The sequence below is a fragment of the Vibrio mimicus CAIM 602 genome (assembly GCF_000338875.1).
Lineage (GTDB): Bacteria > Pseudomonadota > Gammaproteobacteria > Enterobacterales > Vibrionaceae > Vibrio > Vibrio mimicus.
The window spans coordinates 309,052-332,285 of sequence record NZ_AOMO01000024.1 but is presented as its reverse complement, the minus strand read 5'-3'; the positions used below and the strand labels follow the sequence as shown (position 1 = coordinate 332,285).

Genomic DNA, 23,234 nt, shown 5'->3' with positions numbered 1-23,234 from the left:
GCCCTTTTGCTTATGGGGTAGAAGGTCAGATTACTCGTAAACCTTCTTGTTCAAGCAGTTGAATCAGCTTAATCAGCGGCAAGCCGATGAGAGAATTGGGGTCATCACCTTCCAATCGCTCAAACAGCGCAATTCCTAAGCCTTCACTTTTAAAACTACCAGCACAATGAAGTGGTTGTTCAGCTTCAACATAACGTCTGGCCATACTTTCTGATAAGGTTCGAAAATGAACAGTGAAGGTATCGCAAAGGGCATGGGTTTGCTGAGTTCGGTTATTAAAAAGCGCTAAACCCGTATAAAAAGTAATGGCCTTGCCACTTTGACGTAAAAGTTGCTCGACGGCCTTTTCCGTGGTTAAGGGTTTGCCGATGATTTCATTATCGATCACACAAACCTGATCGGAACCAATCACTAAGCTTGGCTCCTCCAAAAAACAACTGCGCGCTTTGTTTTCCGCTAAGCGCATCACCAAATGTTCTGGCGATTCGCCGATTAGTGGGGTTTCATCGCAATCTGGCTTGGAGGTGATAAAAGGCAACTTCAGTTTCGCTAGAATTTGTTGGCGAAATGGAGAAGTGGAAGCTAAAACTAGTTGGTAATTTTGCATTTTACTTTACAATCATCGCGTGTTTGGCAGCAGCATAACTTATCCTAATGCGCTGTTCATAATGCTCTCTGTGGAAAGGGAAAAAAAACCAAGTTTTTTGCCTTTTTCTTTGACTAAATCTGTTTTGGAAGATAATATTCGCGCCCTATGCAAAAGGTAAAAATACCGCGAACGGTTGATCCGGCTAAAGCCGCTCAGAAAAGATTAGACTTTGATGGTATCATCCAAGTTAATCTGTTCAAGCGCTTAGAGGAGTCAGTCGCAGGCGTTAAACGCGACGCTGAAGTTTCATTGTCATTTGAGATTGATGAACAGCAACTGGTTGTTATCTCTGGTAAAGCTAACATCGGAGTTGATTTAGAGTGTCAGCGCTGTAACGAGGTTTTCGCACACGAGTGTGAAGTTGAATTTACTTATACTCCTTATTTAGGTCGTAAAAGTGAAGAAGACGCCCCAGACGAGTATGATTTGGTAGATCTAAACGAGTTTGGCGAGGTTGACCTAGTTCAGTTAGTTGAAGACGAGTTCATCTTAAATTTGCCTCAAGTAGCAATGCACGACGAAGCGGATTGTAGCGTTGATTCAGACAATTTGGTGTTTGGTGAACTTCCGGAAGAAATTTTGGAAGAGAAGCCGAATCCATTCGATGTTTTAAAAAGCTTGAAGAAGTAATTCGCTAAGCATTCTTAACATAGGAGTAGGGTCCATGGCCGTACAACAAAACCGTAAAACACGTTCAAGACGTGGTATGCGTCGTTCACACGATGCGCTAACAGCTGCAGCGCTATCTGTAGACGCAACTTCAGGTGAAACTCACCTGCGCCACAACGTAACCGCTGAAGGTTACTACCGTGGTAAAAAGGTTATCAACAAGTAAGGTTGACCTTTGCAAAATTTAACCGTTGCACTTGATGCAATGGGCGGGGATTTCGGTCCGCGCGTTACAGTGCCTGCCGCCGTGCAGGCACTGTCACATTTCCCAGAGCTAAAAGTGATCTTAGTGGGTGATCGTCATCAGATTGCTCAACAACTCTCTCTCCTAGGTTACTCACCCAATACTCGTTTAAGTATTGTGCACAGTGACCGTGTTATCTCCAACTCCGAAAAACCCTCTCTTGCCTTGCGCCATAGTACTGGTAGTTCAATGGGTATCGCGATTGATCTCGTTGCTGATAATCAAGCGGATGCGTGTGTCAGTGGTGGAAATACGGGTGCTTTGATGGCGTTGTCACGTTTTCGTCTCAAGCTTCTGCCTGGTATTGACCGTCCAGCACTGGTTTCGGCATTGCCAACCATTTCCGGACGCAAAACCTGGATGCTTGATTTAGGTGCAAATGTGTCGAGTGATGCCGATTCTCTGTTTCAATTTGCCGTGATGGGCGCGGCGTTAGCTGAGCAACATTTGCAGCAGACTCCTCGTGTAGCGATTTTGAACATTGGTGCAGAAGAGATTAAAGGTAATGATCTGGTTAAGCGTTGTGCTGAGATGCTCGCACAAACTCAGGCCATTAATTTCATCGGCTATATTGAGGGTAATCAGCTATTAACCGATGCTGCAGATGTGATAGTGTGCGATGGCTTTGTTGGAAACATCTGCCTTAAAGCGTGTGAAGGAACAGCGCAACTCTTTATCGATAAGTTAAAAAAATCACTTTTAGGCTCATCCATAAAGGGTTGGATAGCAAGAAAACTGTTTTCTGAGCTTTTTACTGAATTAAAAACCCTGAACCCCGACCAGTATAACGGCGCAAGTTTGCTAGGATTGCGCGGCATTGTCATTAAGAGTCATGGAAGTGCTGATGTATCCGCTGTCGTGAATGCGATTTCTGAAGCGGTACATGAGGTGAAACGACAAGTACCCAGCCGTATAAGCGATCGTTTGGAAACGGTTTTACTCGAGAGGCATTATTAGTCTTCATGTATAGCAAAATTTTAGGTACTGGCAGCTACCTGCCATCTCAGGTGCGTACAAACGCAGACTTAGAGAAAATGGTAGACACCAGTGATGAGTGGATTGTTGCTCGTACTGGTATTCGCGAGCGTCGCATTGCTGCTGACAATGAAACTGTTGCCGATATGGCCTTCTATGCTGCACAAAATGCCATAGACATGGCGGGTATCGATAAAAACGACATCGATATGATTATTGTGGCAACGACAAGTCCTAGCCACACATTTCCGTCTGCAGCTTGCCAAGTACAAGGTAAGCTCGGCATTAAAGGTTGCCCTGCGTTTGATTTAGCAGCCGCTTGCTCTGGTTTTATGTACGCCTTATCGATTGCTGATCAGCATGTGAAATCAGGTGTCTGCAAAAATATTTTAGTGATTGGTTCCGATGCACTATCGAAATCTTGTGATCCAACCGATCGCTCAACCATTATTTTGTTTGGTGATGGTGCAGGCGCGGTGGTGATTGGCGCAAGTAATGAGCCGGGCATTCTTTCTACTCACATTCATGCGGATGGTGAGTATGGCGATTTACTAAGCCTTGAAGTGCCTGTTCGTGGCGGCGACAGTGATAAATGGCTGCACATGGCAGGTAACGAAGTGTTCAAAGTTGCGGTGACTCAGTTGTCTAAGCTAGTAGTAGATACTTTAAAAGCCAATGATATGCATAAATCCGAGCTTGATTGGCTGGTTCCGCACCAAGCTAACTATCGAATCATTTCCGCAACAGCGAAAAAGCTCTCGATGTCGTTGGATCAGGTTGTGGTGACGTTAGATCGCCACGGCAATACCTCAGCGGCTACCGTGCCAACGGCGTTAGATGAAGCGGTTCGTGACGGCCGTATCAAGCGTGGGCAGATGCTACTGCTCGAAGCTTTTGGTGGCGGTTTCACTTGGGGCTCTGCTCTGGTGAAGTTCTAAACGCACGATGAATTTTGACTTTAAGGGGTCGTAAGACTCCTTATCCATTCTTAGATGAAGGAAAGATTTATGAGTAAGTTTGCTATCGTTTTCCCAGGTCAGGGCTCGCAAGCGGTGGGTATGCTGGCTGATCTTGCGCAGCAGTATGATGTTGTAAAACAAACGTTCGCAGAAGCCTCTGAAGTTCTTGGCTACGATCTGTGGGCTCTGGTTCAAGATGGCCCAGTGGAAGACCTAAACCAAACTTTCCGTACTCAGCCTGCTTTGTTAGCAGCATCTGTTGCAATTTGGCGCGTATGGCAACAACTTGGCCTTGAGCAACCTGTGGTATTGGCGGGTCACAGCTTGGGTGAGTATTCAGCATTAGTGTGTGCGGGCGTTATCGATTTTAAACAAGCGATCAAGCTAGTTGAATTGCGTGGACAACTGATGCAACAAGCTGTGCCAGCAGGTACGGGAGCAATGTATGCGATCATTGGTCTAGAAGATGAAGCGATTGCTAAAGCGTGTGCAGAAGCGGCGCAAGGCGAAGTGGTATCTCCAGTTAACTTCAACTCTCCAGGCCAAGTGGTTATCGCGGGTCAAAAAGACGCCGTTGAGCGCGCCGGCGTTCTGTGTAAAGAAGCGGGTGCAAAACGTGCTCTGCCTCTGCCTGTTTCAGTGCCTTCACACTGTGCACTGATGAAGCCTGCGGCAGATGAATTGGCGAAAACCTTAGCTGAACTTGAATTTAATACACCACAAATCCCAGTAATCAATAACGTCGATGTTGCAGCTGAAACTGACCCTGCCAAAATTAAAGAAGCACTGGTTCGTCAACTGTATAGCCCAGTACGTTGGACTGAGTGTGTTGAACAAATGAGCGCACAAGGTGTCGAAAAGCTGATTGAAATGGGACCGGGTAAGGTATTGACTGGTCTAACAAAACGTATTGTAAAAACCCTTGAAGGTGCCGCGGTAAACGATGTGGCTTCTTTGGATGCGGTGAAATAACAACAGGAAGAAAACATGAGTCAATTCATGAATCTAGAAGGCAAAGTTGCCCTAGTGACAGGTGCAAGCCGCGGTATTGGTAAAGCGATTGCTGAACTCTTAGCCGAACGCGGTGCCAAAGTGATTGGTACAGCAACCAGCGAAAGCGGTGCGCAAGCGATCAGTGACTACTTGGGTGACAATGGCAAAGGCATGGCACTGAATGTGACCAATCCTGAGTCTATTGAAGCGGTTCTGAAAACCATCACTGATGAGTTTGGTGGTGTAGATATTCTGGTGAATAACGCTGGTATCACTCGCGATAACCTGCTGATGCGTATGAAAGAAGAAGAGTGGTCAGATATTATGGAGACCAACCTGACTTCGATTTTCCGTCTGTCTAAAGCAGTATTGCGCGGCATGATGAAAAAACGCCAAGGTCGCATTATCAACGTAGGTTCTGTTGTGGGTACTATGGGTAACGCGGGTCAAGCAAACTATGCCGCAGCAAAAGCGGGCGTAATTGGCTTTACTAAGTCAATGGCGCGTGAAGTTGCATCGCGTGGTGTGACAGTCAACACAGTTGCACCAGGTTTTATCGAAACTGATATGACAAAAGCGCTGAATGACGAGCAACGTACTGCTACACTAGCGCAGGTTCCAGCAGGTCGACTGGGGGATCCTCGTGAAATTGCGTCTGCGGTTGCTTTCCTTGCATCACCAGAAGCGGCATACATCACCGGTGAAACTCTGCATGTTAACGGTGGTATGTACATGATCTAGCATTTTTGCCTCATTGAAACTCACAAAATATGAGTTGTATGAGGCGAAATTGTGTGAAAAATGTAGGTAACATGCACAATATTTATGCATGATTTATATCAAAAATGGTGTGAATTTCGGTTAAAATCGCCTAATTTGTGGTTAGACCAGAAACCTCACGCTTGCAACTTTCCCTAGTTCGAATAAACTACGGAATCATCGCATTAGGCGAAATCTGTAAAGGAAAAGAAAAAATGAGCAACATCGAAGAACGCGTAAAGAAAATCATTGTTGAACAGCTAGGTGTAGACGAAGCAGAAGTAAAGAATGAATCTTCTTTCGTTGAAGACCTGGGTGCTGATTCTCTTGACACTGTTGAGCTGGTAATGGCTCTGGAAGAGGAATTCGATACTGAGATTCCTGATGAAGAAGCAGAGAAAATCACTACTGTTCAAGCTGCGATCGATTACGTAACCAGCAACGCTCAGTAATCTCTCCTCAGGCGGCTCACTGGCCGCCTGAATTTTTCTTAGTTCTCAAAAACTCTCTCATTTCAATTTCAATTCCGGAGAATATTATCGTGTCCAAGCGTCGCGTTGTTGTCACTGGCATGGGTATGTTGTCACCGGTAGGCAACACTGTAGAGTCATCTTGGAAAGCCTTGTTGGCCGGCCAAAGCGGCATCGTCAACATTGAGCACTTCGACACTACCAATTTTTCTACTCGTTTCGCAGGCCTAGTAAAAGATTTTGACTGCGAGCAGTACATGTCAAAAAAAGATGCCCGCAAAATGGATTTGTTTATCCAATATGGTATTGCTGCGGGTATTCAGGCTTTGGAAGATTCAGGCCTAGAAGTTAATGAAGAAAATGCTGCACGTATTGGTGTAGCGATTGGTTCTGGTATCGGTGGCCTTGAGCTGATTGAAACGGGACATCAAGCATTGATGGAGAAAGGCCCACGTAAGGTTAGCCCTTTCTTCGTACCATCGACCATTGTGAATATGATTGCGGGTAATCTGTCTATCATGCGTGGTCTACGTGGTCCAAACATTGCGATCTCAACTGCTTGTACGACAGGCTTGCATAACATCGGCCATGCAGCACGCATGATTGCTTACGGTGATGCAGATGCCATGGTGGCTGGTGGTGCAGAAAAAGCATCTACCCCATTGGGTATGGCTGGTTTTGGTGCTGCGAAAGCACTCTCGACTCGTAACGATGAACCGCAAAAAGCTTCTCGTCCTTGGGATAAAGATCGTGATGGTTTTGTTCTGGGTGACGGTGCTGGTGTCATGGTGCTGGAAGAATACGAGCACGCAAAAGCGCGTGGCGCGAAAATCTACGCTGAAGTAGTCGGCTTTGGTATGTCGGGTGATGCTTATCACATGACTTCACCAAGCGAAGACGGCTCAGGTGGTGCGCTGGCGATGGAAGCTGCAATGCGTGATGCAGGTGTGACTGGTGAGCAAATCGGCTACGTCAATGCTCATGGCACATCAACACCAGCGGGCGACGTTGCTGAAGTGAAAGGCATTAAACGCGCTCTGGGTGAAGCGGGTACTAAGCAAGTGTTAATTTCATCGACTAAGTCAATGACGGGCCATTTGTTAGGTGCTGCAGGTTCAGCGGAAGCGATCATCACTGTGATGTCTTTAGTTGACCAAATCGTACCGCCAACCATCAATCTGGATAATCCAGAAGAAGATTTAGGTGTGGATTTGGTGCCACATGTAGCACGTAAAGTTGAGAACATGGAATACGCAATGTGTAACTCGTTCGGCTTTGGCGGTACTAACGGTAGCTTGATTTTCAAACGCATGTAAAAACTTCACCAGTCTTTACTTGAGTTAAGACGGCTTGATGCATAGCATTGAGCCGTTTCTTTTTATGGAGTGAGATCATGTACTGGGTTAATGGCAAACGGCTCAATGATGTGCCGATTCATGATCGATCTTTTCAATATGGCGATGGCTGTTTCACTACTATTCTGACCAAACACGGACAAGTTCAGCATTGGTCTTTGCATATCGCGCGATTACAAGCAGCCCTAAATGCTCTACATATCACTCAACCTGATTGGAATCTGGTGTTACAGGGCATTCAAGCTATGTCTCTTCCCGATGAAAAAGCTGGACTGAAAATACACATTAGCCGAGGTGTAGGTGGGCGTGGTTACAGCCCTACTCAAGTGAGTGAAAGCAGTGTTACTATTAGCGCCTTTCCTTTTCCTCCTCACTATGAGCAATGGCGTCAAACTGGGGTGGCATTAGGTATTTGTGAACAGCGAATGGGGTTAAATCCTCTGCTAGCGGGGTATAAGCACAATAATCGACTTGAGCAAATTTTACTTAAGCGAGAGATGGATTTCGCTGGGCTGGATGATGGTGTTTGTCTCGATATCAATGGTAAGGTGATTGAAACGACATCTGCCAATCTATTTTGGTTTAAAGAGGGGCAGCTTTACACGCCTTGTTTAAAAAATGCGGGAGTTGCGGGTATTGCTCGTCAGCGCGTGATTGAACAAGCGAAACATGTCGGGCTTTCTGTTGTTATAGATGATTTCACTATTGAGATGTTGTTGGCTGCGGATGAAGTCTTCATCACCAATGCGCTACTGGAAGTAGCCCCGATAAAACAAATTGGCGAACAGCGGTTTACGCTAGGTAGTATGACGCGACGATTTCAGGAGAGTAGTAATTCGTGATTAAAAAGCTGGTATTGGTTTTTATTGCCCTGATCTGTGTTGCGGCAGGGAGTTATTTCTATGTTGTTCAACAGATGGACAGGTATCTTGCTCAGCCACTGAAGATTGAGCAAGGGCAGTTTGTGACGATTGCGTCGGGAACAAGTCTTAATAGAGAACTCGTCCTGTTAACCGAACAAGGTTGGATAAACGATAGTTTTGTTTCTGATTGGGTGCGCCGTTTTCATCCTGAGCTCGCTAAAATTAAAGCTGGCACATACAAACTGTTGCCTGAAATGTCGCTACAACAAGCGTTGGCTTTGCTTGTTTCTGGTAAAGAGCATCAATTCGCGATTACTTTTGTTGAAGGAAGCCGTTTTCAAGAATGGCGAACTATTCTAGAAAATAATGAATTCATTGAGCATCAGCTCACTGGGCTTTCAGAGGCTGATATTGCTAAGGCTTTGGGTATTGAGCAGGAAAAACTCGAAGGATTATTCCTTGCCGAAACCTATCATTTCACAAAAGGTACGAGTGATTTCGACATTCTTAAAAGAGCGAATCAGAAGCTAGAAAAATTTCTGCAGGTAACCTGGGAGCACCGTCAAGAAGGCTTGCCGATCCAAACTCCATATGAAGCGCTCATTCTGGCCTCAATTATTGAGAAAGAAACATCAATCGCTGAAGAACGTGAGCGTATTGCGGCTGTGTTTATCAATCGCTTAAATAAACGCATGCGTTTACAAACAGACCCGACGGTGATTTACGGCATGGGTGAAACGTACGATGGCAATATTCGTAAGAAAGATTTGCGTGCTCGTACACCATACAACACTTATGTAATCAATGGTTTGCCACCGACGCCTATTGCTATGCCGGGCGAAGCATCAATTTATGCGGCACTCAATCCTGAGCAAAGTAATTATCTCTATTTTGTGGCCAGCGGTGAGGGTGGACATACATTTTCAAAAACGTTGGCCGATCACAATCGCGCTGTGCGTGCCTACCTAAAAAAACTTAGAACAAAACAATGAATGCAAAATTTATCGTAATTGAAGGCCTTGAAGGGGCAGGGAAAAGTACGGCTATTCAAGTCGTTGTAGAGACGTTGCACCAACACGGTATCGATCAAATCACACGCACTCGTGAGCCGGGAGGCACCGCGCTTGCTGAAAAACTGCGAGCGTTAGTGAAAGAAGATCACCCGGGAGAAGTGCTGCAAGATATCACAGAGCTACTGTTGGTTTATGCGGCACGGGTACAATTAGTCGAAAACGTGATTAAGCCTGCCTTGGCTGATGGTGTGTGGGTTGTTGGTGACCGTCATGACATGTCATCGCAAGCTTATCAAGGTGGTGGTCGACAAATTGCACCCAGTACGATGAAAAACCTTAAGCAAACAGCATTGGGTGATTTTAAGCCAGACCTCACTTTGTACTTGGATATTGATCCTAAACTTGGTTTAGAGCGAGCTCGTGGTCGTGGTGAGCTAGACCGTATTGAAAAGATGGATATCAGCTTCTTCGAGCGTGCTCGTCAGCGTTATCTCGAATTGGCTGAAAGCGATGAATCTGTCGTATTGATTGATGCTGCACAATCCATTGAGCAAGTGTCGAAAGATATTCGCACCGCGCTTGAACATTGGCTAAGCCGAGTTGGTCATGTCTAGCATGAACACGCTATACCCTTGGTTGGCTCCGGTTTGGTTGCCGTGGCAAGCCGGACTAGCTGCCGAGAAAATCTCGGCGGCTACTTTGATTCAAGCCCCTGAAGGTGTAGGTGCTGAGAGCTTGGTTGAGCATATGGCTCGCACATTAATGTGTACTAGCAGCAACAGTGAACCATGTGGCTTTTGTCATAGTTGCGGCCTAATGCAGGCTGGAAACCATCCAGACTTTCATGTAGTTAAGCCTGAAAAAGTAGGTAAGTCGATCACGGTTGAGCAAATTCGGCATATTAATCGCGTTGCTCAAGAGTCTTCCCAACTCTCCGGTTACCGTCTGATTGTTGTTGAGCCTGCCGATGCAATGAATGAATCGGCGGCTAATGCGCTTCTGAAAACACTCGAAGAACTCGCGCCAGATTGCCTTTTTATCTTGGTCACTTCACGAATCAATCATTTATTACCGACGATTGTGAGTCGTTGTCAAAGGCTAGTGGTGCCAACACCCTCAACGTCTTTGGTCATGGAGTGGTTAAAAGATCAGAGCATTGATGCTCCAGCTTATGCCTTACATCTTTGTGCCGATTCGCCACTCAAAACTCGTGCGTTTATGCTTGAGGGGGGAGTGGACAAATATCGTGAGATTGAGGCTCAACTGGCTGCAGCGGTCAATGGCGATGTGAGTGCGCAATTAAAGTGTATCTCTTTGATTGATGCTAACTTAACGACACATCTCTATTGGATTTGGTGTGTACTGGTGGATGCGCAGAAAATCCAGTTTGGTGTACAACAAGACTATTTCACCCCTGTCAGTTCATCGCTGGCGAGTCGATTTACTTACCAAAAACTTTATGCACAGACTGCTGCTTTAGAGGCGCTTATCGAGCAGCTAAGCCAATTTACCGGTTTGAATACAGAGCTACTGTTGTTGCAATGGTTTTATCAATTTATTGATGAGGAAACATGTTTGTAGATTCACATTGTCATCTCGACAAGTTGGATTACCAAGATCTGCACACGGATGTGAGTGACGTAATTAAGAAAGCACGTCAAGCGAAAGTGGAACATCTACTATCGGTAGGTGTCACACTCGGTTCTTTCCCCCAAATGTTGCAAATGATTGAACCCTATCCGCAAGTTTATGCTTCTTGTGGTGTTCATCCTCTGGATGTCGAGAGTGACTTTTCTCTCGATCTGTTCCACCAATATGCACAGCATTCTAAAGTGGTTGCGATAGGTGAAACAGGGTTGGATTACCACTATCAACCAGAAACAGCAGAGTTACAAAAATTGCGTTTTAGACAGCAGATTGAAACTGCAGTCGCACTGAATAAACCACTGATTATCCATACTCGTAATGCTCAGCAAGATACTTTGCAGCTACTGAGAGAAGGACATGCAGAACGTTGTGGCGGTGTAATTCATTGCTTTACCGAAGACTTGCCTTTTGCGCAGGCGGCAATGGATTTGGGTTTTTATATCTCTATCTCTGGGATTGTGACCTTCAGACAAGCAACGGAACTGAAAGAGGTTGTGAAAACCTTGCCACTGGATCGCCTATTGATCGAGACAGATTCTCCTTATCTGGCACCTGTGCCGCACCGAGGAAAAGAGAATCAACCTGCCTATGTAGTCGAAGTTGCAGCTTATATTGCCCAGCTTAAAGGGGTTTCACTGACTGAAGTTGCAGAAAAAACCACCGCGAATTTCCAAAATCTTTTTTTGCGATAAAAATAATAAATAGATAAAAAAGCGAGCAAATGCTCGCTTTTTTATTCTCCAAATAAATAACAAATTGCAAATCGGTTAGTGTTTACTATATATGTTGAAAAATGAGGCTAAATTCATCAAATTGTAATTTTGTTACTAAAAATAACATAACAGCTGATTTTATTTATCCAATAAAATTAATCTTATAGATAGTTTATTTCAATCAAATCAATTTGTTATATTCATTTTTATATTAAAGATGTATTGCCACTGATTGTGATCTAATTAGTAATTTGAAACTTAATTTCGCCTCAAACTAGAAAATTTGAGGGTTATCAAGATATATTTAGAGCCGGAAAATATAATGCAAAAAGTGGTTACATTTTCACTGGGTGCTAACATTTAGGCTACGGGGGTATGCCGTTAGCCCCAGCAATTCTAATAACTTAATCAGGAGCATAAACATGTTTAAGAACGCTTTTGCGAATCTGCAAAAGGTCGGTAAGGCTCTGATGCTTCCAGTATCAGTATTGCCTGTTGCCGGTATTTTGCTGGGCGTAGGTGCTGCTAACTTTAGCTGGCTGCCAGAAGTTGTATCAAATCTTATGGAACAAGCGGGTGGTTCAGTCTTCGGTCAAATGGCTCTGCTGTTTGCTGTAGGTGTTGCACTTGGCTTTACTAACAATGACGGCGTTTCAGGCCTGTCTGCGATTGTTGGCTACGGCATTATGGTTGCTACATTGAAAGTAATGGCCGGTGTAATGGGCGTAGACAATATTGAGACTGGTGTACTAGGTGGTATCCTAGCTGGTGGCGTAGCTGCTTGGTCTTTCAACCGTTTCTATAAAATTCAGTTACCTGAATACTTAGGTTTCTTCGCTGGTAAACGTGCTGTTCCAATCATCACCGGTTTTATCTCGATTGCTTTGGGCGTTGTTCTGTCGTTCATTTGGCCACCAATCGGTTCAGCTATCGGTACTTTCTCTGATTGGGCTGCTAACCAAAACCCAGTAACCGCATTTGGTATCTACGGTATTGTTGAACGTTCACTAATCCCATTCGGTCTGCATCACATTTGGAACGTACCTTTCTTCTACCAAGCGGGTACTTGTGTGAATGGTGCGGGTGAAACAGTTCACGGTATCATGACTTGCTTCCTGACTGCAGATGACGCTTCACGTGCGGCAGGTAACGGTTTTGGTCAATTGGCGGGTGGTTACCTGTTCAAAATGTTTGGTTTGCCAGCGGCTGCTTTTGCTATCGCTCACTGCGCTAAACCAGAAAACCGCGCAAAAGTGATGGGTATCATGGCTTCTGCAGCGCTGACTTCATTCCTGACAGGTATTACTGAGCCAATCGAATTCTCATTCTTGTTCGTTGCACCAATACTGTACGCTATCCATGCGGTATTGGCGGGTCTGGCTTATGTACTGACTAACGCACTGGGTGTGGTTCACGGTCATACATTCTCTAACGGTTTCATCGACTTCGTTGTTCAATCTCCACGTGCAGACAACATGCTGCTGTTGGTTGGTTTGGGCATTGGTTACGCTGTACTTTACTATGTCGTGTTCACTTTCGTGATTCGTACACTGAACCTGAAAACTCCGGGTCGTGAAGATGAAAGTTCAGACAACACGGTGACTAGCGGTAATGAGCTGGCTGGTGACCTGGTTGCTGCATTTGGTGGCAAAGCGAACATCACTAACCTAGATGCGTGTATTACTCGTCTGCGTGTATCTGTAGCAGATACAGCTCTGGTTGATCAGGACAAACTGAAGAAACTAGGTGCAGCTGGTGTTGTGATGGTATCTGGCGGCGTTCAAGCTATCTTCGGTACCAAATCTGATAACCTGAAAACTGAAATGGATGAGTGGATCCGTAACCACGGTTAATCTCATTCTTCCCCCTAGAGAAAAGGAGACTTCGGTCTCCTTTTTTTATTGCTACAGATTCGTTCATACTGCCGTTTGTGAAGCAATGAGCCAAATACTAAGTGGCGAAAATTTAGAGTAGACGTTAAAGAGGGAGTTTTCATTTTCTTAGCAGAAGTCACACCCCAACTGACATCGGCCTGACACCATATTTTGATGAGCACAGTAGATTGGCACTTCATTTTATTCATCACTTTTAGGAATACATTGTGAAATATCGATTGGTCGTCTTAGGGGCGTTGTGTATTTCAAACGCTGCATTTGCTAAATCTAATGATGTTGCTGTTGGTTTGGCTTTCGATCAAGGGCTTAGCGCTGTTGTTGAATTGGGTCAACAATACCGACTGACAGTTGGCAATGATGGTATCGCAGCCGATTACCTGTTTAAAAGGGGAGCGTTGTCTTCATCACAGATGCCTATTGACTGGTATGTTGGTGCAGGTGCATGGGCCGAGTGGGATGATGAGTTTGGAGTCCGGATACCGATTGGACTTGATTGGACGGTTGTGCCTAACGTTAATATCTATGGCCAATTGAGCCCGCAAGTGAACTTTTACAGTGGTGCGGAGCTACAATTGGGCGCTGCGGTAGGTATTGCTTACCGTTTCTGAAATTAAAAGGCCAGCTTACCGCTGGCCTTTGCACAACAGATATTGATTATTTATCCATCGCTTTTTTAATACAGATGGCTGCGCCACCCCATGTGATCCCAAGACCGATGATCATCATGATAATTGCACTAAACGTCATTAGTATGCCTCCTTGCGTGAGCCAGCATTGATAAGAACTCCAGCCATAAACAGTGCAGCAATGATTGCCCAACCGAGTGTTAAATCATAACCGCCGTAGCCTTCAGTTAAGAGTGTTTGCAGTTTTGTCGCCACAATAATGGCGAGGATAACTGGCGAAATAAAACGTAGGCAGATATCAAACCAAACCCCAACACTGAAATCCGAAATACTATTTACGTATTTACGAACATCAGAAATTTTCAGTAACCAAGTCATCAGCACCAATTCAACTAAGCAGCTGGCCATGATGCCCACGTTGTTGGCGAAATGGTCCACCAGATCCAACAGCAGCAAACCACCGTTTGTTGCAAAGGCCATAGAAACGAGTACACCTGTACCAATAACGATGTTTGCGGCTTTTTTACGGCTCCAACCCAGTTTGTCGATGATGGCTGATGTTACGGCTTCCATGATCGAAATGTGTGAGCTCAAACCAGCAACAACCAGAGCAAGGAAGAACAAAGGGCCAAGGATGTATGGGATTGGTAGCAAATTGATCGCAGCTGGCAGAGTCACGAATGCAAGGCCAACACCAGCTGAAACTACTTCAGTCAGAGGCTTACCTTGTTCTTGGGCCATGTAACCCAGCACCGAGAAAATCATGATGCCGGCAAGTATGGAGAAGCCACAGTTGATCAGCACAGTCATAAAGGCGTTGTTGGTGATGTCTGATTTCTCCGGCAGATAGCTTGAGTAAGCCAGCATAATTGCGAAGCCAATACTAAGTGTGAAGAAGATCTGTCCGTAGGCCGCTGCCCAAACTTTCACATCCCAAATTTTGCTGAAATCAGGCTGGAACATGTAGTTCACACCATCAAGCGCTCCGGGTAGGAAAATCATTCGCGCAATCAAGATAAGAACCATGATGAACAGAATTGGCATCATGATTTTTGAGGCACGCTCGATGCCTTTTTTCACCCCACCGACGATCGCTGCGTAAGTGATCACCCAAGCGATCAGCATAGCAAATGCGATGTGCCATTGAATGCTACCTAGATTGGTTGGCGAATTATCACCTAATTTAAGGTATTCACTGAAGAAATAAGCATTGGTATCACTGCCCCAACTTTGGGTAAATGACATACCAAAATAAGAGATCGCCCAACCGATAACGGCTACGTAGTACACCGCAATAACTGCTGCAATACCCACTTGGAACCAGCCTAACCACTCAAATTTTGAATGGATCTTGGCGAGAGTCGTTGGTGCCGAGCCACGATTTTTTTGCCCCATACTGAACTCTAGGATCATAAACGGAATACCCGCGGTGACCATAGCGAAAAGGTAAGGGATAAAAAAGGCTCCTCCGCCATTTTCATAGGCCATATAAGGGAAACGCCAGATGTTACCAAGGCCAATTGCTGACCCTACGGCGGCTAATACAAATCCAACACGGGATCCCCATTGTTCTCGCTTCATAAACAACTCCTTGTAATATCCTAGGGTATGAAGCTTTCGTCAGCGGTCGCTGAATGTGGGGATGGAAGAAACCAAAGTCACCTGTACTGTTTTTGTCCGGTTAACTTTTGCTCTATCATCCATGATTCAGCAAAAAGTTAGTTATATATATTGGCTGCTGAGCGAAAACCCAGGATTTAATTCTTAGTAACGCGATGTGTGTTTGCGGGATCTGAAATAATCAGCTACGCAATGATTCGAGACTACCGTTTTATTTTGTAGGTGGCAATAGATTATGAAAGTTGATTTATTGTTAATGTTAGGTTGTACTTTTTGTGTTTGCGAGCTTTTGGCGAGGAATATTATTTGAGGGGTAGTAAATGCAGTGTAAGTGACTGGCGGCCAGACCTCTCACTGATAGAACTATCTAATATGAAGCAAAGAGTGTCTGTCTAAAAAACAGTCACCCTTTAGAAGATATATCCAGTTTTGCGACTTTGTTAAAATCTGGAACTAGAAACGGATTGTAATCCCAACATGGGCTGAACCCTGATTGAGCCAGTCGGTTTTAAATTTAACTACACAGCTTTCGGAAGAGGGCAAAGTACAAACTGCACTCGAGTCGTTATCAACCATGGTACCTAACCAACGTAACTGAGCATTGACTGCAACGTTTGAAGAGATTTGGTATTCAACTCCACCAAAAGCACTCGCAGAAAAGCCATATTTCTTATCAGCCCAATCTACATCTGTATATGCACCACCAATGCCTAATCCAATGAAAGAAGAAAAGTTTTCAGAAATAGGGTAGTAGATGCTGCTTTGAAAGTGCAGATAGTGAATGTTCGCGTCTTGATTGCTTAGCGTTTCAACGTTTGTTGGTTGAGCTGAATAAAAAAGGCCAACTCGTCCTTTATCGTAAGGGAGTTCAACTGCTAGAGCGTAGCTGCTTGAACTTTCGAGGTCGTATTGATTGCCTGCTTGATTGAGTACTTTGCCACCGAAGGTGTAACCGACAGAAGGCGTTACCATCCATTCAGCGGCTAAAAAGGGTGAGAAGAGAAGAAGTAATACATTGAGAACGAAGATATTTATTTGACGCATTGTATGATCCTGGCCAAGTTATTGACGATAGGGGTATTGTGATAGTAACTGCATATTCGTGCACAAAAAATCCGCAATTCTTGAAGATACTTCACACAGATGTTATTACTTTGTTATGTCACCAAGGAGGTTAAAACATGGAACAAGATCTGAAGTTTGCGCTGACCATTGTTGTGATTACTTTCACTGTTCTGATAGGCTTTGGAGTGATCGCGATTACGCACTAGTTTTGGGTGGTCCTGCATATGAATAGTGGTGGAGTTGTTTCTGATGCAAGGACGGAACTTGATACTCAGCGTTTAGCCAAATACATTGGCGGTAAACATGCACTGGTTGCCCAAGGTGGTGGCCAGAGAGGTATTTTTACTGCTGGCGTGTTGGATGCATTTCTTCTCTCTAACTTCGACCCCTACCATGAATTTTATGGCACTTCTGCTGGTGCCCTGAATTTGTGTGCGTTTTTGTCTCGCCAGGCGGGTCTTGGTAAATCCTTTATTCTGGAATTGACCACGCGATCCGAATTCTTTCATTTGTTCAGTTATATTCGACGTAAGCAATATATGAATATGCAGTGGGCGTTGGATCGTATCTGTGAATATCCCTACCGCCTAGATCTGGGAATGGCGCGTCAAGTTTTAGGGAAACGCAAAGCTTATGCTGCCGTAACTTCGGCGGACGATCTCAAAGATGCTTACTTTCCTATGTTGGGGGCAGATTGGCAGCAAGTGTTGCTGGCAACCTGTGCGATTCCCGGCCTTTATCCCGAGCCAGTTGCTTTGAATGGAAAACATTATATTGATGGCGGTGTGTCAGCATCAATTCCAGTGCAAGAGGCTTGGCGCAAAGAAGCGCGCTTTATTACTGTCATTCGCACTGAGCACACGCCACCGCAAGTGAACCTACCATTATCACCAGAAACAGAGCAACCACATTGGCTACCTGAGTCACTGAATCATCTTCAACAGCAGTGGCAGCACAAATGGTTGGGGTGGCGTCAGGACTGGAGTGATTTTTTTCAACAGCAGAAATTACGGGCGAGAGAACAAAAAAAAGAGCAGAAGCATTTGGATGCACTAAATGGTGGACGTTGGTTGTTTGGCGCTGATGATATTTATCGCCTTAGCCATCTGCTAGGTAGTAAGTTCGATGCAGGATTAGCGGATTTACTCATGGTTCATTATCAAACCTATACGCTGACCAGTGAGTTTCTCGAAGCCTCTCATGATGATACTTTTATTGTTCAGATCATGCCGAGTGAGCCGCTGCGTTCGAATTCGTTGCTGAGTTCGTCAGAGGATCTTGAGCATGATTATGAAGTGGGCATTAAAGCGGGGTATCGTTTTTTAAAAGCGTACAATGAGGCCAATGATTTACGTAAGCGTATAGCCCAATACGATAACCTGAATCAGCATGGTCTAGAGAAGAAGGTACCAAAGCCTCCTTCTCTATCCGATTCATAAGTATCTAGTTAGTAAACAGGTAGAATTCGCATACAGTTTGTTGAACCTTCCACACCCATAATATCTCCTTGAGTAATGATGACTAAATCACCTTCTTCCAGTAGTTTCCGCTCTTTTAAGGCATCTAGAGCTGCGATTGCCACTTCCAAGCCACTGGCCTGTTTGGTATCAAAGTAGAATGGGATCACCCCGCGCAATAATGCACAGCGATTGAGTGTGGCTTGATTTGCTGACATCGCGAAAATAGGGAACACGGAATTGAGGCGTGAAGTCATTAAAGCAGTACGCCCTGACTCAGTGAGAGTGACCATAGCTTTGACGCCTTCTAAGTGATTTGCTGCATAAATCGTAGACATCGCAATCGCTTCTTCTTCAGTGAGGAACACACTTTTGATGCGGTAATTCTGCTCATTAGACTCAATCATTTTTTCGGCACCAATACAGACTTCTGCCATGGCTTTGACTGTCTCGACAGGGTATTTACCTGCAGCCGTTTCGCCAGAAAGCATCACAGCATCAGTGCCATCGAGTACGGCGTTAGCCACGTCCATAACTTCGGCGCGTGTTGGCATCGGGTTACTGATCATCGATTCCATCATTTGTGTTGCGGTAATCACAACACGATTGAGTTTTTTAGCGCGAGAAATCAGTTTTTTCTGCACCGCAATCAGTTCAGGGTCACCGATTTCAACCCCAAGGTCGCCACGAGCGACCATGATGACATCAGAGGCGCGAACAATATCGTCAATATTCTCATCACAAGAGACCGTTTCAGCACGCTCCACTTTAGCAACCATACGAGCATGAAGGCCTGCTTCTTGCGCTAAACGACGAGCGTACTTCATGTCCTCACCATTTCGAGGGAAAGACACTGCTAGGTATTCGACCTGAATTTCAGCCGCGAGACGAATATCATTCTTATCTTTTTCGGTTAAGGCATCGGCAGATAAGCCACCGCCTTTTTTGTTGATCCCTTTGTTATTGGAGAGGGGGCCGCCAACCAGCACTTTGGTATGTATCTTATTGGCTTCCACACGCATGACTTGTAGCTGAACACGGCCATCATCAAGCAATAAAATATCGTCTTGGCGAACATCCTGAGGTAACTTTTTGTAATCGATGCCGACGCTTTCTACCGTACCTTCGCCTTTGGCTAAGTCGGCATCAAGAATAAAATTTTCCCCTTCATTTAAAATGACTTTTCCTTCTTTAAAGGTCGATACGCGGATCTTAGGGCCTTGTAAATCCCCGAGTAATGCGACATGACACCCTAATTTTGCAGCGATCTCACGTACTTTCTGTGCTCGATTTTTATGATCTTCGGGTGAGCCGTGTGAGAAATTCATTCTGACCACATTAGCTCCTGCGCGAATGATGGCTTCTAGTATTTCTGGGCTTTCGGTGGAAGGGCCTAAGGTGGTGACGATTTTTGTTCTACGTAGAGTTGAGCTCATATCAAGGTTCCTTAGAGGTGTCGATGTGGACGAGCCATACGCTAAGTATAGTGACTCAGAGAAATTAGATCGTTTTAGCAATGTAGGATGTGTTTAAACGAGGTATTGCTCCTTGTTTAAGGCTGCGACTTCACTTGTTTTGGTATACCGTGCGAATCAGTAAAAAGGGGAAATGAAGCCCAATAATTGGATATAAAACACAAACTTCTAGGGATATGCGTGATATTTGTCACGCCTATCCGACAAAGAACTTCACAATTACTTCGCAAAGTAAAAAAATTGGTCTGTCGTTGAATTCCGGAGCGCCGCATGTACATGGCTCAACCCGGCCATATTGATCACATCAAGCAGATCAATGCGGGCCGCGTATATAAATTGATAGACCAAAAAGGGCCAATCTCTCGCATCGATTTATCGAAAGAGAGTGAGCTTGCGCCAGCCAGTATTACCAAAATTACCCGTGAATTGATTGACGCGCATTTGATTCATGAAACCACAGTTCAAGAAGCCATTAGCCGTGGTCGTCCTGCCGTTGGTCTGCAAACCAACAATATAGGTTGGCAATTCCTTTCTATGCGACTTGGTCGAGGCTATCTTACGATTGCCCTTCACGAGTTAGGTGGGGAAGTGCTGATCGACACTAAAATCGATATTCATGAAATCGATCAAGATGATGTGCTCGCGCGTTTATTGTTTGAAATTGAAGAGTTTTTTCAAACTTACGCGGCACAGCTGGATCGTGTTACCAGCATCGCGATTACCTTGCCAGGTTTAGTCAATTCTGAACAAGGCATTGTGTTGCAAATGCCCCACTACAATGTAAAAAACTTGGCCTTAGGACCTGAAATCTACAAAGCTACAGGTTTGCCAGTTTTTGTTGCCAACGATACTAGGGCATGGGCTTTGGCTGAAAAACTGTTTGGTCATTCCCAAGATGTTGATAATTCCGTGCTGATTTCGATTCATCATGGGTTGGGTGCTGGGATTGTCCTTGATGGAAGAGTGCTGCAAGGCCGGCATGGCAACATAGGTGAATTAGGGCATATCCAAATTGACCCGAATGGAAAGCGTTGTCACTGCGGAAACTATGGCTGTTTAGAGACCGTGGCATCCTCACAGGCGATTCGTGACCAAGTGAAATCAAGAATTTCGGCTGGAGAGCCAAGTTGCCTTGAGGCAATTGAAGATATCTCGATTGAAGACATTTGCGCTGCGGCTGCAGATGGTGACCCACTAGCCGTTGATGTGATTCAACAACTTGGCCGCTATTTAGGGGCCGCTATCGCTATCGTAATTAACCTGTTCAATCCTGATAAGGTCTTGATTGGCGGTGTAATTAATCAAGCCAAAGCGATTTTATACCCCTCTATTGAACAGTGCATTCGTGAACAGAGTTTGCCAGTGTACCATCAGGATCTTCAGTTGGTGGAATCGCGTTTTTACAAACAGGCGACTATGCCGGGTGCGGCTTTGATCAAACAGGCGCTCTATGATGGTCTACTCTTAATGAAAGTGGTCGAAGGATAATCGATAACTACATTAGTAAGAAATTCAACCTTGCTTACATTTACATTCATACCTAGGGACTATACTGTTACCAAGGTATTCATTTAACGGAAATTCGTATGTCAGGTGTTTTAAACACGGTAGACCAACGGACTAATTTGGTCGGTGAAAACCGACTAGAGCTTTTACTGTTTAGTCTCAATAGTCGTCAGGTCTTCGCGATAAACGTTTTTAAAGTCAAAGAAGTCATCAAAGTCCCACTTTTGACTAAGATGCCGGGCTCGCATCCGCATATTACTGGTGTGGCTTCCCTGCGTGGTGAGCCTGTACCTGTTATCGATTTGCGTTCAGCCATTGGCTTCCCACCTCGTCGGGCTCAGGACACCGAGCAAAATCTCATCATCACCGAATATAACCGTACTGTGCAGGGTTTTTTGGTGGGGCAAGTTCGCAACATCATCAATACCGCATGGACTGAAATTCAACCGCCACCAAAATCGGCAGGAAGAGCGAATTACCTTACTGCGATCACACATGTGAAAGAGCAGGGCAATACTCAGATTGTTGAGATTATTGACGTTGAGAAAGTGCTAGCAGAAATTGTCCATTATGATGTTTCCATCTCCGAAGAAGTGCTGGATCATGAGCTTCTCAATGATATGTCTGGACGCACAGTACTGATCGTGGATGATTCTTCAACTGCCAGAAACCAAGTTAAGGATACGCTTTCACAGCTTGGTTTGAACATTATTGAGTGTCGGGATGGATTGGAAGCCCTGCATCTTCTGAAATCTTGGTGTGATCAAGGTAAAAACATCTACAAAGAACTGCTGATGATGATTACGGATGCTGAAATGCCAGAGATGGATGGCTATAAATTGACTCACGAAATTCGTAATGATCCAAGAATGAAGGATCTGTTTATCACCCTTAACACATCACTCAGTGGTAGCTTCAACGAGGCGATGGTGCAGAAAGTGGGCTGTAATCGCTTTATTTCCAAGTTCCAACCAGACTTGTTGGTACAAGTTGCTCAGGAAAGATTGAGGGAAGTACTCTCCTGAGCATTGTTCATTGATCGAACAGAAATATAGAAGGCACTCATTGAGTGCCTTTTCTTATTATTAGCTCAGTGAAGAATAAAACTGCAGTACAGGTTCATCGGCTAGTAAGCCGTTAAGAGCTGCAATAAATTGTTGAAAGTGTTCGCTTTGGCAATGGCTGTCAAAAGCGGCTTGATCAACAAACTGCTCTTGGAAAAGGAATACTCCCTCCGTGGCTTGTTGTTCAAATAGCTCGTAACGAACGCAGCCGGGTTCTTGGCGAGTTGGAGCTAGCATTCCTTGCGCCAATTGGCGAACGGCTTGTTTGTGGTCAGCTTTAGCGTGCAATGTTGCGGTTAAATGGATCAAGGTTATTTCCTCTGTAATTGTTATAGATAGCGGCCCTGACGTTGCAAAAACTCAATTTTGTAACCGTCTGGATCAGTAAGAAAAAAGAAAGTTGCGAGGTGTCGTCCGTGATGATCCAGCACTTTTATGTCACTGGGCTGCAAGCCTTTTTCAATGAGTTGTCGATGAGTTGTATCGATGTCTGACACACTGACTGCAACGTGTCCGTAAGCATTACCGAGAAGATAAGGCTCCGATTGATTGTGGTTATACGTTAGCTCCAGTTCTACTTCTGTCTGTTCGTTGCCGAGGTAAGTGAGAGTGAAGGTGTCAAAAATGTATTGTGCACGTACATCAAGTTCTAATGCTTGCTGATAAAAGTGGATTGAGCGTTCTAAATCGTTAACGCGAAGCATAGTGTGGATCAGTTTAGTCATGTTTCCTCCAGCGAATTGGAGTAAAGACTAATGATCTTGAAGTGGTTGGTGGTAGTACTTGAGTACGACAGCGCCTTTTCGTGACGAGGTTTACCGCTTGCTGGAGTTACACAGTAGATGTGCGACTTGCAAGTAGTTGACTACGAACATGAGTCATAACATCAGTAGGATCACGTAGATAGATTAGGCAAGCGCAACGCAATAAAGAAGCAAAATTGGTGATGTCCCCAGTATATTCAAGTGCTTCTCGATAAATGAGGCCTATGAATTTAGGAAGTGACATGGATTGGGCTTGTGCAATTTCTTCTAAAATATTCCAGAAGCTGGCTTCTAGCTTTACGCTTGTCGCATGGCCATCGATACGCACTGAACGGGTAATAAACTGGTAATTTTCTTTAGGTTGATTGGCAAATATTTCACACATAAAGTCGATCTTCGATGGATTAAAACCCAAGAATCTAGGGATGTTGACCTCTCGAGTCAATCAACTTT

Annotated in this window: 27 protein-coding genes; 19 read left to right on the top strand and 8 right to left on the bottom strand. The window is 44.8% G+C overall.

Going from position 1 to position 23,234, the window contains the following annotated elements; genetic code table 11:
- Positions 1–25: 25 nt before the first annotated feature.
- Entirely contained in the window at positions 26–607 is a 582-nt protein-coding gene (locus D908_RS12665) for a Maf family protein (RefSeq protein WP_005523670.1), read from the bottom strand.
- Positions 608–754: 147 nt separating this feature from the next.
- Between D908_RS12665 and yceD the strand changes: the two genes are divergently transcribed.
- The 15 genes from yceD to D908_RS12740 all read left to right on the top strand — a co-directional run bounded on the left by yceD (position 755) and on the right by D908_RS12740 (position 13,812).
- A complete protein-coding gene (gene yceD / locus D908_RS12670) occupies positions 755–1,279 on the top strand; it encodes a 23S rRNA accumulation protein YceD (RefSeq protein ID WP_005523669.1) in 525 nt (174 codons plus the stop codon).
- A 34-nt stretch (positions 1,280–1,313) separates the two neighbouring features.
- Positions 1,314–1,484: a 50S ribosomal protein L32 gene (gene rpmF / locus D908_RS12675; protein WP_000290732.1), complete on the top strand. Its 171-nt coding sequence runs from the start codon at positions 1,314–1,316 to the stop codon at positions 1,482–1,484.
- Positions 1,485–1,493: 9 nt separating this feature from the next.
- Positions 1,494–2,519, top strand: coding sequence for a phosphate acyltransferase PlsX (gene plsX / locus D908_RS12680; protein ID WP_001180568.1), 1,026 nt, complete (start codon positions 1,494–1,496; stop codon positions 2,517–2,519).
- Positions 2,520–2,524: 5 nt separating this feature from the next.
- Positions 2,525–3,475 carry a beta-ketoacyl-ACP synthase III gene (locus D908_RS12685; protein ID WP_000287001.1) on the top strand — a complete coding sequence of 317 codons (951 nt, stop codon included), beginning with the start codon at positions 2,525–2,527 and terminating at the stop codon, positions 3,473–3,475.
- Between the two features lie 69 nt (positions 3,476–3,544).
- The gene (fabD, locus tag D908_RS12690; RefSeq protein WP_000032630.1) at positions 3,545–4,468 is read left to right on the top strand and encodes an ACP S-malonyltransferase; all 924 of its coding nucleotides are present in this window, start codon (positions 3,545–3,547) and stop codon (positions 4,466–4,468) included.
- 27 nt (positions 4,469–4,495) lie between these two features.
- Entirely contained in the window at positions 4,496–5,230 is a 735-nt protein-coding gene (gene fabG / locus D908_RS12695) for a 3-oxoacyl-ACP reductase FabG (protein ID WP_005519610.1), read from the top strand.
- Positions 5,231–5,463: 233 nt separating this feature from the next.
- A complete protein-coding gene (acpP, locus tag D908_RS12700; protein ID WP_000065130.1) occupies positions 5,464–5,700 on the top strand; it encodes an acyl carrier protein in 237 nt (78 codons plus the stop codon).
- Between the two features lie 89 nt (positions 5,701–5,789).
- Positions 5,790–7,034, top strand: a complete 1,245-nt coding sequence (fabF, locus tag D908_RS12705) for a beta-ketoacyl-ACP synthase II (protein WP_005523667.1) — start codon at positions 5,790–5,792, stop codon at positions 7,032–7,034.
- A 77-nt stretch (positions 7,035–7,111) separates the two neighbouring features.
- Positions 7,112–7,915, top strand: coding sequence for an aminodeoxychorismate lyase (pabC, locus tag D908_RS12710; RefSeq protein WP_005523665.1), 804 nt, complete (start codon positions 7,112–7,114; stop codon positions 7,913–7,915).
- Positions 7,912–8,928, top strand: a complete 1,017-nt coding sequence (gene mltG, locus D908_RS12715; RefSeq protein WP_005523664.1) for an endolytic transglycosylase MltG — start codon at positions 7,912–7,914, stop codon at positions 8,926–8,928. The genes pabC and mltG overlap by 4 nt, the downstream gene beginning before the upstream one ends.
- Positions 8,925–9,563, top strand: coding sequence for a dTMP kinase (tmk, locus tag D908_RS12720; RefSeq protein WP_005523661.1), 639 nt, complete (start codon positions 8,925–8,927; stop codon positions 9,561–9,563). The genes mltG and tmk overlap by 4 nt, the downstream gene beginning before the upstream one ends.
- Positions 9,556–10,530 carry a DNA polymerase III subunit delta' gene (locus D908_RS12725; protein ID WP_005523660.1) on the top strand — a complete coding sequence of 325 codons (975 nt, stop codon included), beginning with the start codon at positions 9,556–9,558 and terminating at the stop codon, positions 10,528–10,530. The genes tmk and D908_RS12725 overlap by 8 nt, the downstream gene beginning before the upstream one ends.
- Positions 10,521–11,288, top strand: coding sequence for a TatD family hydrolase (locus D908_RS12730; protein ID WP_005523659.1), 768 nt, complete (start codon positions 10,521–10,523; stop codon positions 11,286–11,288). Before D908_RS12725 ends, D908_RS12730 begins: the two co-directional genes overlap by 10 nt.
- A 443-nt stretch (positions 11,289–11,731) precedes the next feature.
- Positions 11,732–13,162, top strand: a complete 1,431-nt coding sequence (gene ptsG, locus D908_RS12735; RefSeq protein WP_005523657.1) for a PTS glucose transporter subunit IIBC — start codon at positions 11,732–11,734, stop codon at positions 13,160–13,162.
- Positions 13,163–13,410: 248 nt separating this feature from the next.
- The gene (locus D908_RS12740) at positions 13,411–13,812 is read left to right on the top strand and encodes a hypothetical protein (RefSeq protein ID WP_005523655.1); all 402 of its coding nucleotides are present in this window, start codon (positions 13,411–13,413) and stop codon (positions 13,810–13,812) included.
- Between the two features lie 46 nt (positions 13,813–13,858).
- Here D908_RS12740 and D908_RS21420 read toward each other — a convergent pair whose 3' ends face one another.
- From D908_RS21420 to D908_RS12750, 3 genes are all read right to left on the bottom strand, one after another.
- Positions 13,859–13,951 carry a MetS family NSS transporter small subunit gene (locus D908_RS21420; RefSeq protein WP_005523653.1) on the bottom strand — a complete coding sequence of 31 codons (93 nt, stop codon included), beginning with the start codon at positions 13,949–13,951 and terminating at the stop codon, positions 13,859–13,861.
- On the bottom strand, positions 13,951–15,411 hold the full coding sequence (locus D908_RS12745) for a sodium-dependent transporter (RefSeq protein ID WP_000818009.1): 1,461 nt from the start codon (positions 15,409–15,411) through the stop codon (positions 13,951–13,953). The genes D908_RS21420 and D908_RS12745 overlap by 1 nt, the downstream gene beginning before the upstream one ends.
- A gap of 492 nt (positions 15,412–15,903) precedes the next feature.
- Positions 15,904–16,494 (bottom strand): porin family protein, encoded by a 591-nt coding sequence (locus tag D908_RS12750; protein ID WP_005523650.1) that lies wholly within the window; start codon positions 16,492–16,494, stop codon positions 15,904–15,906.
- 137 nt (positions 16,495–16,631) lie between these two features.
- On the opposite strand from D908_RS12750, the gene cydH reads away from it, so the two are divergent.
- Positions 16,632–16,721 (top strand): cytochrome bd-I oxidase subunit CydH, encoded by a 90-nt coding sequence (cydH, locus tag D908_RS21820; RefSeq protein WP_000434308.1) that lies wholly within the window; start codon positions 16,632–16,634, stop codon positions 16,719–16,721.
- A gap of 18 nt (positions 16,722–16,739) precedes the next feature.
- Entirely contained in the window at positions 16,740–17,954 is a 1,215-nt protein-coding gene (locus tag D908_RS12760; protein WP_005523648.1) for a patatin-like phospholipase family protein, read from the top strand.
- Between the two features lie 8 nt (positions 17,955–17,962).
- Here D908_RS12760 and pyk read toward each other — a convergent pair whose 3' ends face one another.
- Positions 17,963–19,408 carry a pyruvate kinase gene (gene pyk / locus D908_RS12765; RefSeq protein ID WP_005523646.1) on the bottom strand — a complete coding sequence of 482 codons (1,446 nt, stop codon included), beginning with the start codon at positions 19,406–19,408 and terminating at the stop codon, positions 17,963–17,965.
- A gap of 309 nt (positions 19,409–19,717) precedes the next feature.
- Between pyk and mlc the strand changes: the two genes are divergently transcribed.
- Positions 19,718–20,935, top strand: coding sequence for a sugar metabolism global transcriptional regulator Mlc (mlc, locus tag D908_RS12770; protein ID WP_005523643.1), 1,218 nt, complete (start codon positions 19,718–19,720; stop codon positions 20,933–20,935).
- A 98-nt stretch (positions 20,936–21,033) separates the two neighbouring features.
- Positions 21,034–21,978 (top strand): chemotaxis protein CheV, encoded by a 945-nt coding sequence (locus tag D908_RS12775; RefSeq protein WP_000017258.1) that lies wholly within the window; start codon positions 21,034–21,036, stop codon positions 21,976–21,978.
- Between the two features lie 60 nt (positions 21,979–22,038).
- Here the strand turns inward: D908_RS12775 and D908_RS12780 are convergent, their stop codons facing one another.
- The 3 genes from D908_RS12780 to D908_RS12790 all read right to left on the bottom strand — a co-directional run bounded on the left by D908_RS12780 (position 22,039) and on the right by D908_RS12790 (position 23,166).
- A complete protein-coding gene (locus D908_RS12780; protein ID WP_000581591.1) occupies positions 22,039–22,326 on the bottom strand; it encodes a putative quinol monooxygenase in 288 nt (95 codons plus the stop codon).
- 20 nt (positions 22,327–22,346) lie between these two features.
- Positions 22,347–22,742 (bottom strand): VOC family protein, encoded by a 396-nt coding sequence (locus D908_RS12785; protein ID WP_005523633.1) that lies wholly within the window; start codon positions 22,740–22,742, stop codon positions 22,347–22,349.
- A gap of 106 nt (positions 22,743–22,848) precedes the next feature.
- Entirely contained in the window at positions 22,849–23,166 is a 318-nt protein-coding gene (locus D908_RS12790) for a ribbon-helix-helix domain-containing protein (RefSeq protein ID WP_000333225.1), read from the bottom strand.
- Positions 23,167–23,234 lie beyond the last annotated feature (68 nt).

Excerpts from the sequence above, each read along its gene's own strand:
- D908_RS12665 (WP_005523670.1), bottom strand. The coding sequence starts at position 607 with ATGCAAAATTACCAACTAGTTTTAGCTTCCACTTCTCCATTTCGCCAA.
- yceD (WP_005523669.1), top strand. The coding sequence starts at position 755 with ATGCAAAAGGTAAAAATACCGCGAACGGTTGATCCGGCTAAAGCCGCT.
- rpmF (WP_000290732.1), top strand. The coding sequence starts at position 1,314 with ATGGCCGTACAACAAAACCGTAAAACACGTTCAAGACGTGGTATGCGT.
- D908_RS12685 (WP_000287001.1), top strand. The coding sequence starts at position 2,525 with ATGTATAGCAAAATTTTAGGTACTGGCAGCTACCTGCCATCTCAGGTG.
- fabD (WP_000032630.1), top strand. The coding sequence starts at position 3,545 with ATGAGTAAGTTTGCTATCGTTTTCCCAGGTCAGGGCTCGCAAGCGGTG.
- fabG (WP_005519610.1), top strand. The coding sequence starts at position 4,496 with ATGAATCTAGAAGGCAAAGTTGCCCTAGTGACAGGTGCAAGCCGCGGT.
- acpP (WP_000065130.1), top strand. The coding sequence starts at position 5,464 with ATGAGCAACATCGAAGAACGCGTAAAGAAAATCATTGTTGAACAGCTA.
- pabC (WP_005523665.1), top strand. The coding sequence starts at position 7,112 with ATGTACTGGGTTAATGGCAAACGGCTCAATGATGTGCCGATTCATGAT.
- tmk (WP_005523661.1), top strand. The coding sequence starts at position 8,925 with ATGAATGCAAAATTTATCGTAATTGAAGGCCTTGAAGGGGCAGGGAAA.
- D908_RS12725 (WP_005523660.1), top strand. The coding sequence starts at position 9,556 with ATGTCTAGCATGAACACGCTATACCCTTGGTTGGCTCCGGTTTGGTTG.
- D908_RS12730 (WP_005523659.1), top strand. The coding sequence starts at position 10,521 with ATGTTTGTAGATTCACATTGTCATCTCGACAAGTTGGATTACCAAGAT.
- ptsG (WP_005523657.1), top strand. The coding sequence starts at position 11,732 with ATGTTTAAGAACGCTTTTGCGAATCTGCAAAAGGTCGGTAAGGCTCTG.
- D908_RS21420 (WP_005523653.1), bottom strand. The coding sequence starts at position 13,951 with ATGACGTTTAGTGCAATTATCATGATGATCATCGGTCTTGGGATCACA.
- D908_RS12745 (WP_000818009.1), bottom strand. The coding sequence starts at position 15,411 with ATGAAGCGAGAACAATGGGGATCCCGTGTTGGATTTGTATTAGCCGCC.
- D908_RS12750 (WP_005523650.1), bottom strand. The coding sequence starts at position 16,494 with ATGCGTCAAATAAATATCTTCGTTCTCAATGTATTACTTCTTCTCTTC.
- cydH (WP_000434308.1), top strand. The coding sequence starts at position 16,632 with ATGGAACAAGATCTGAAGTTTGCGCTGACCATTGTTGTGATTACTTTC.
- D908_RS12760 (WP_005523648.1), top strand. The coding sequence starts at position 16,740 with ATGAATAGTGGTGGAGTTGTTTCTGATGCAAGGACGGAACTTGATACT.
- pyk (WP_005523646.1), bottom strand. The coding sequence starts at position 19,408 with ATGAGCTCAACTCTACGTAGAACAAAAATCGTCACCACCTTAGGCCCT.
- mlc (WP_005523643.1), top strand. The coding sequence starts at position 19,718 with ATGTACATGGCTCAACCCGGCCATATTGATCACATCAAGCAGATCAAT.
- D908_RS12775 (WP_000017258.1), top strand. The coding sequence starts at position 21,034 with ATGTCAGGTGTTTTAAACACGGTAGACCAACGGACTAATTTGGTCGGT.
- D908_RS12785 (WP_005523633.1), bottom strand. The coding sequence starts at position 22,742 with ATGACTAAACTGATCCACACTATGCTTCGCGTTAACGATTTAGAACGC.
- D908_RS12790 (WP_000333225.1), bottom strand. The coding sequence starts at position 23,166 with ATGTGTGAAATATTTGCCAATCAACCTAAAGAAAATTACCAGTTTATT.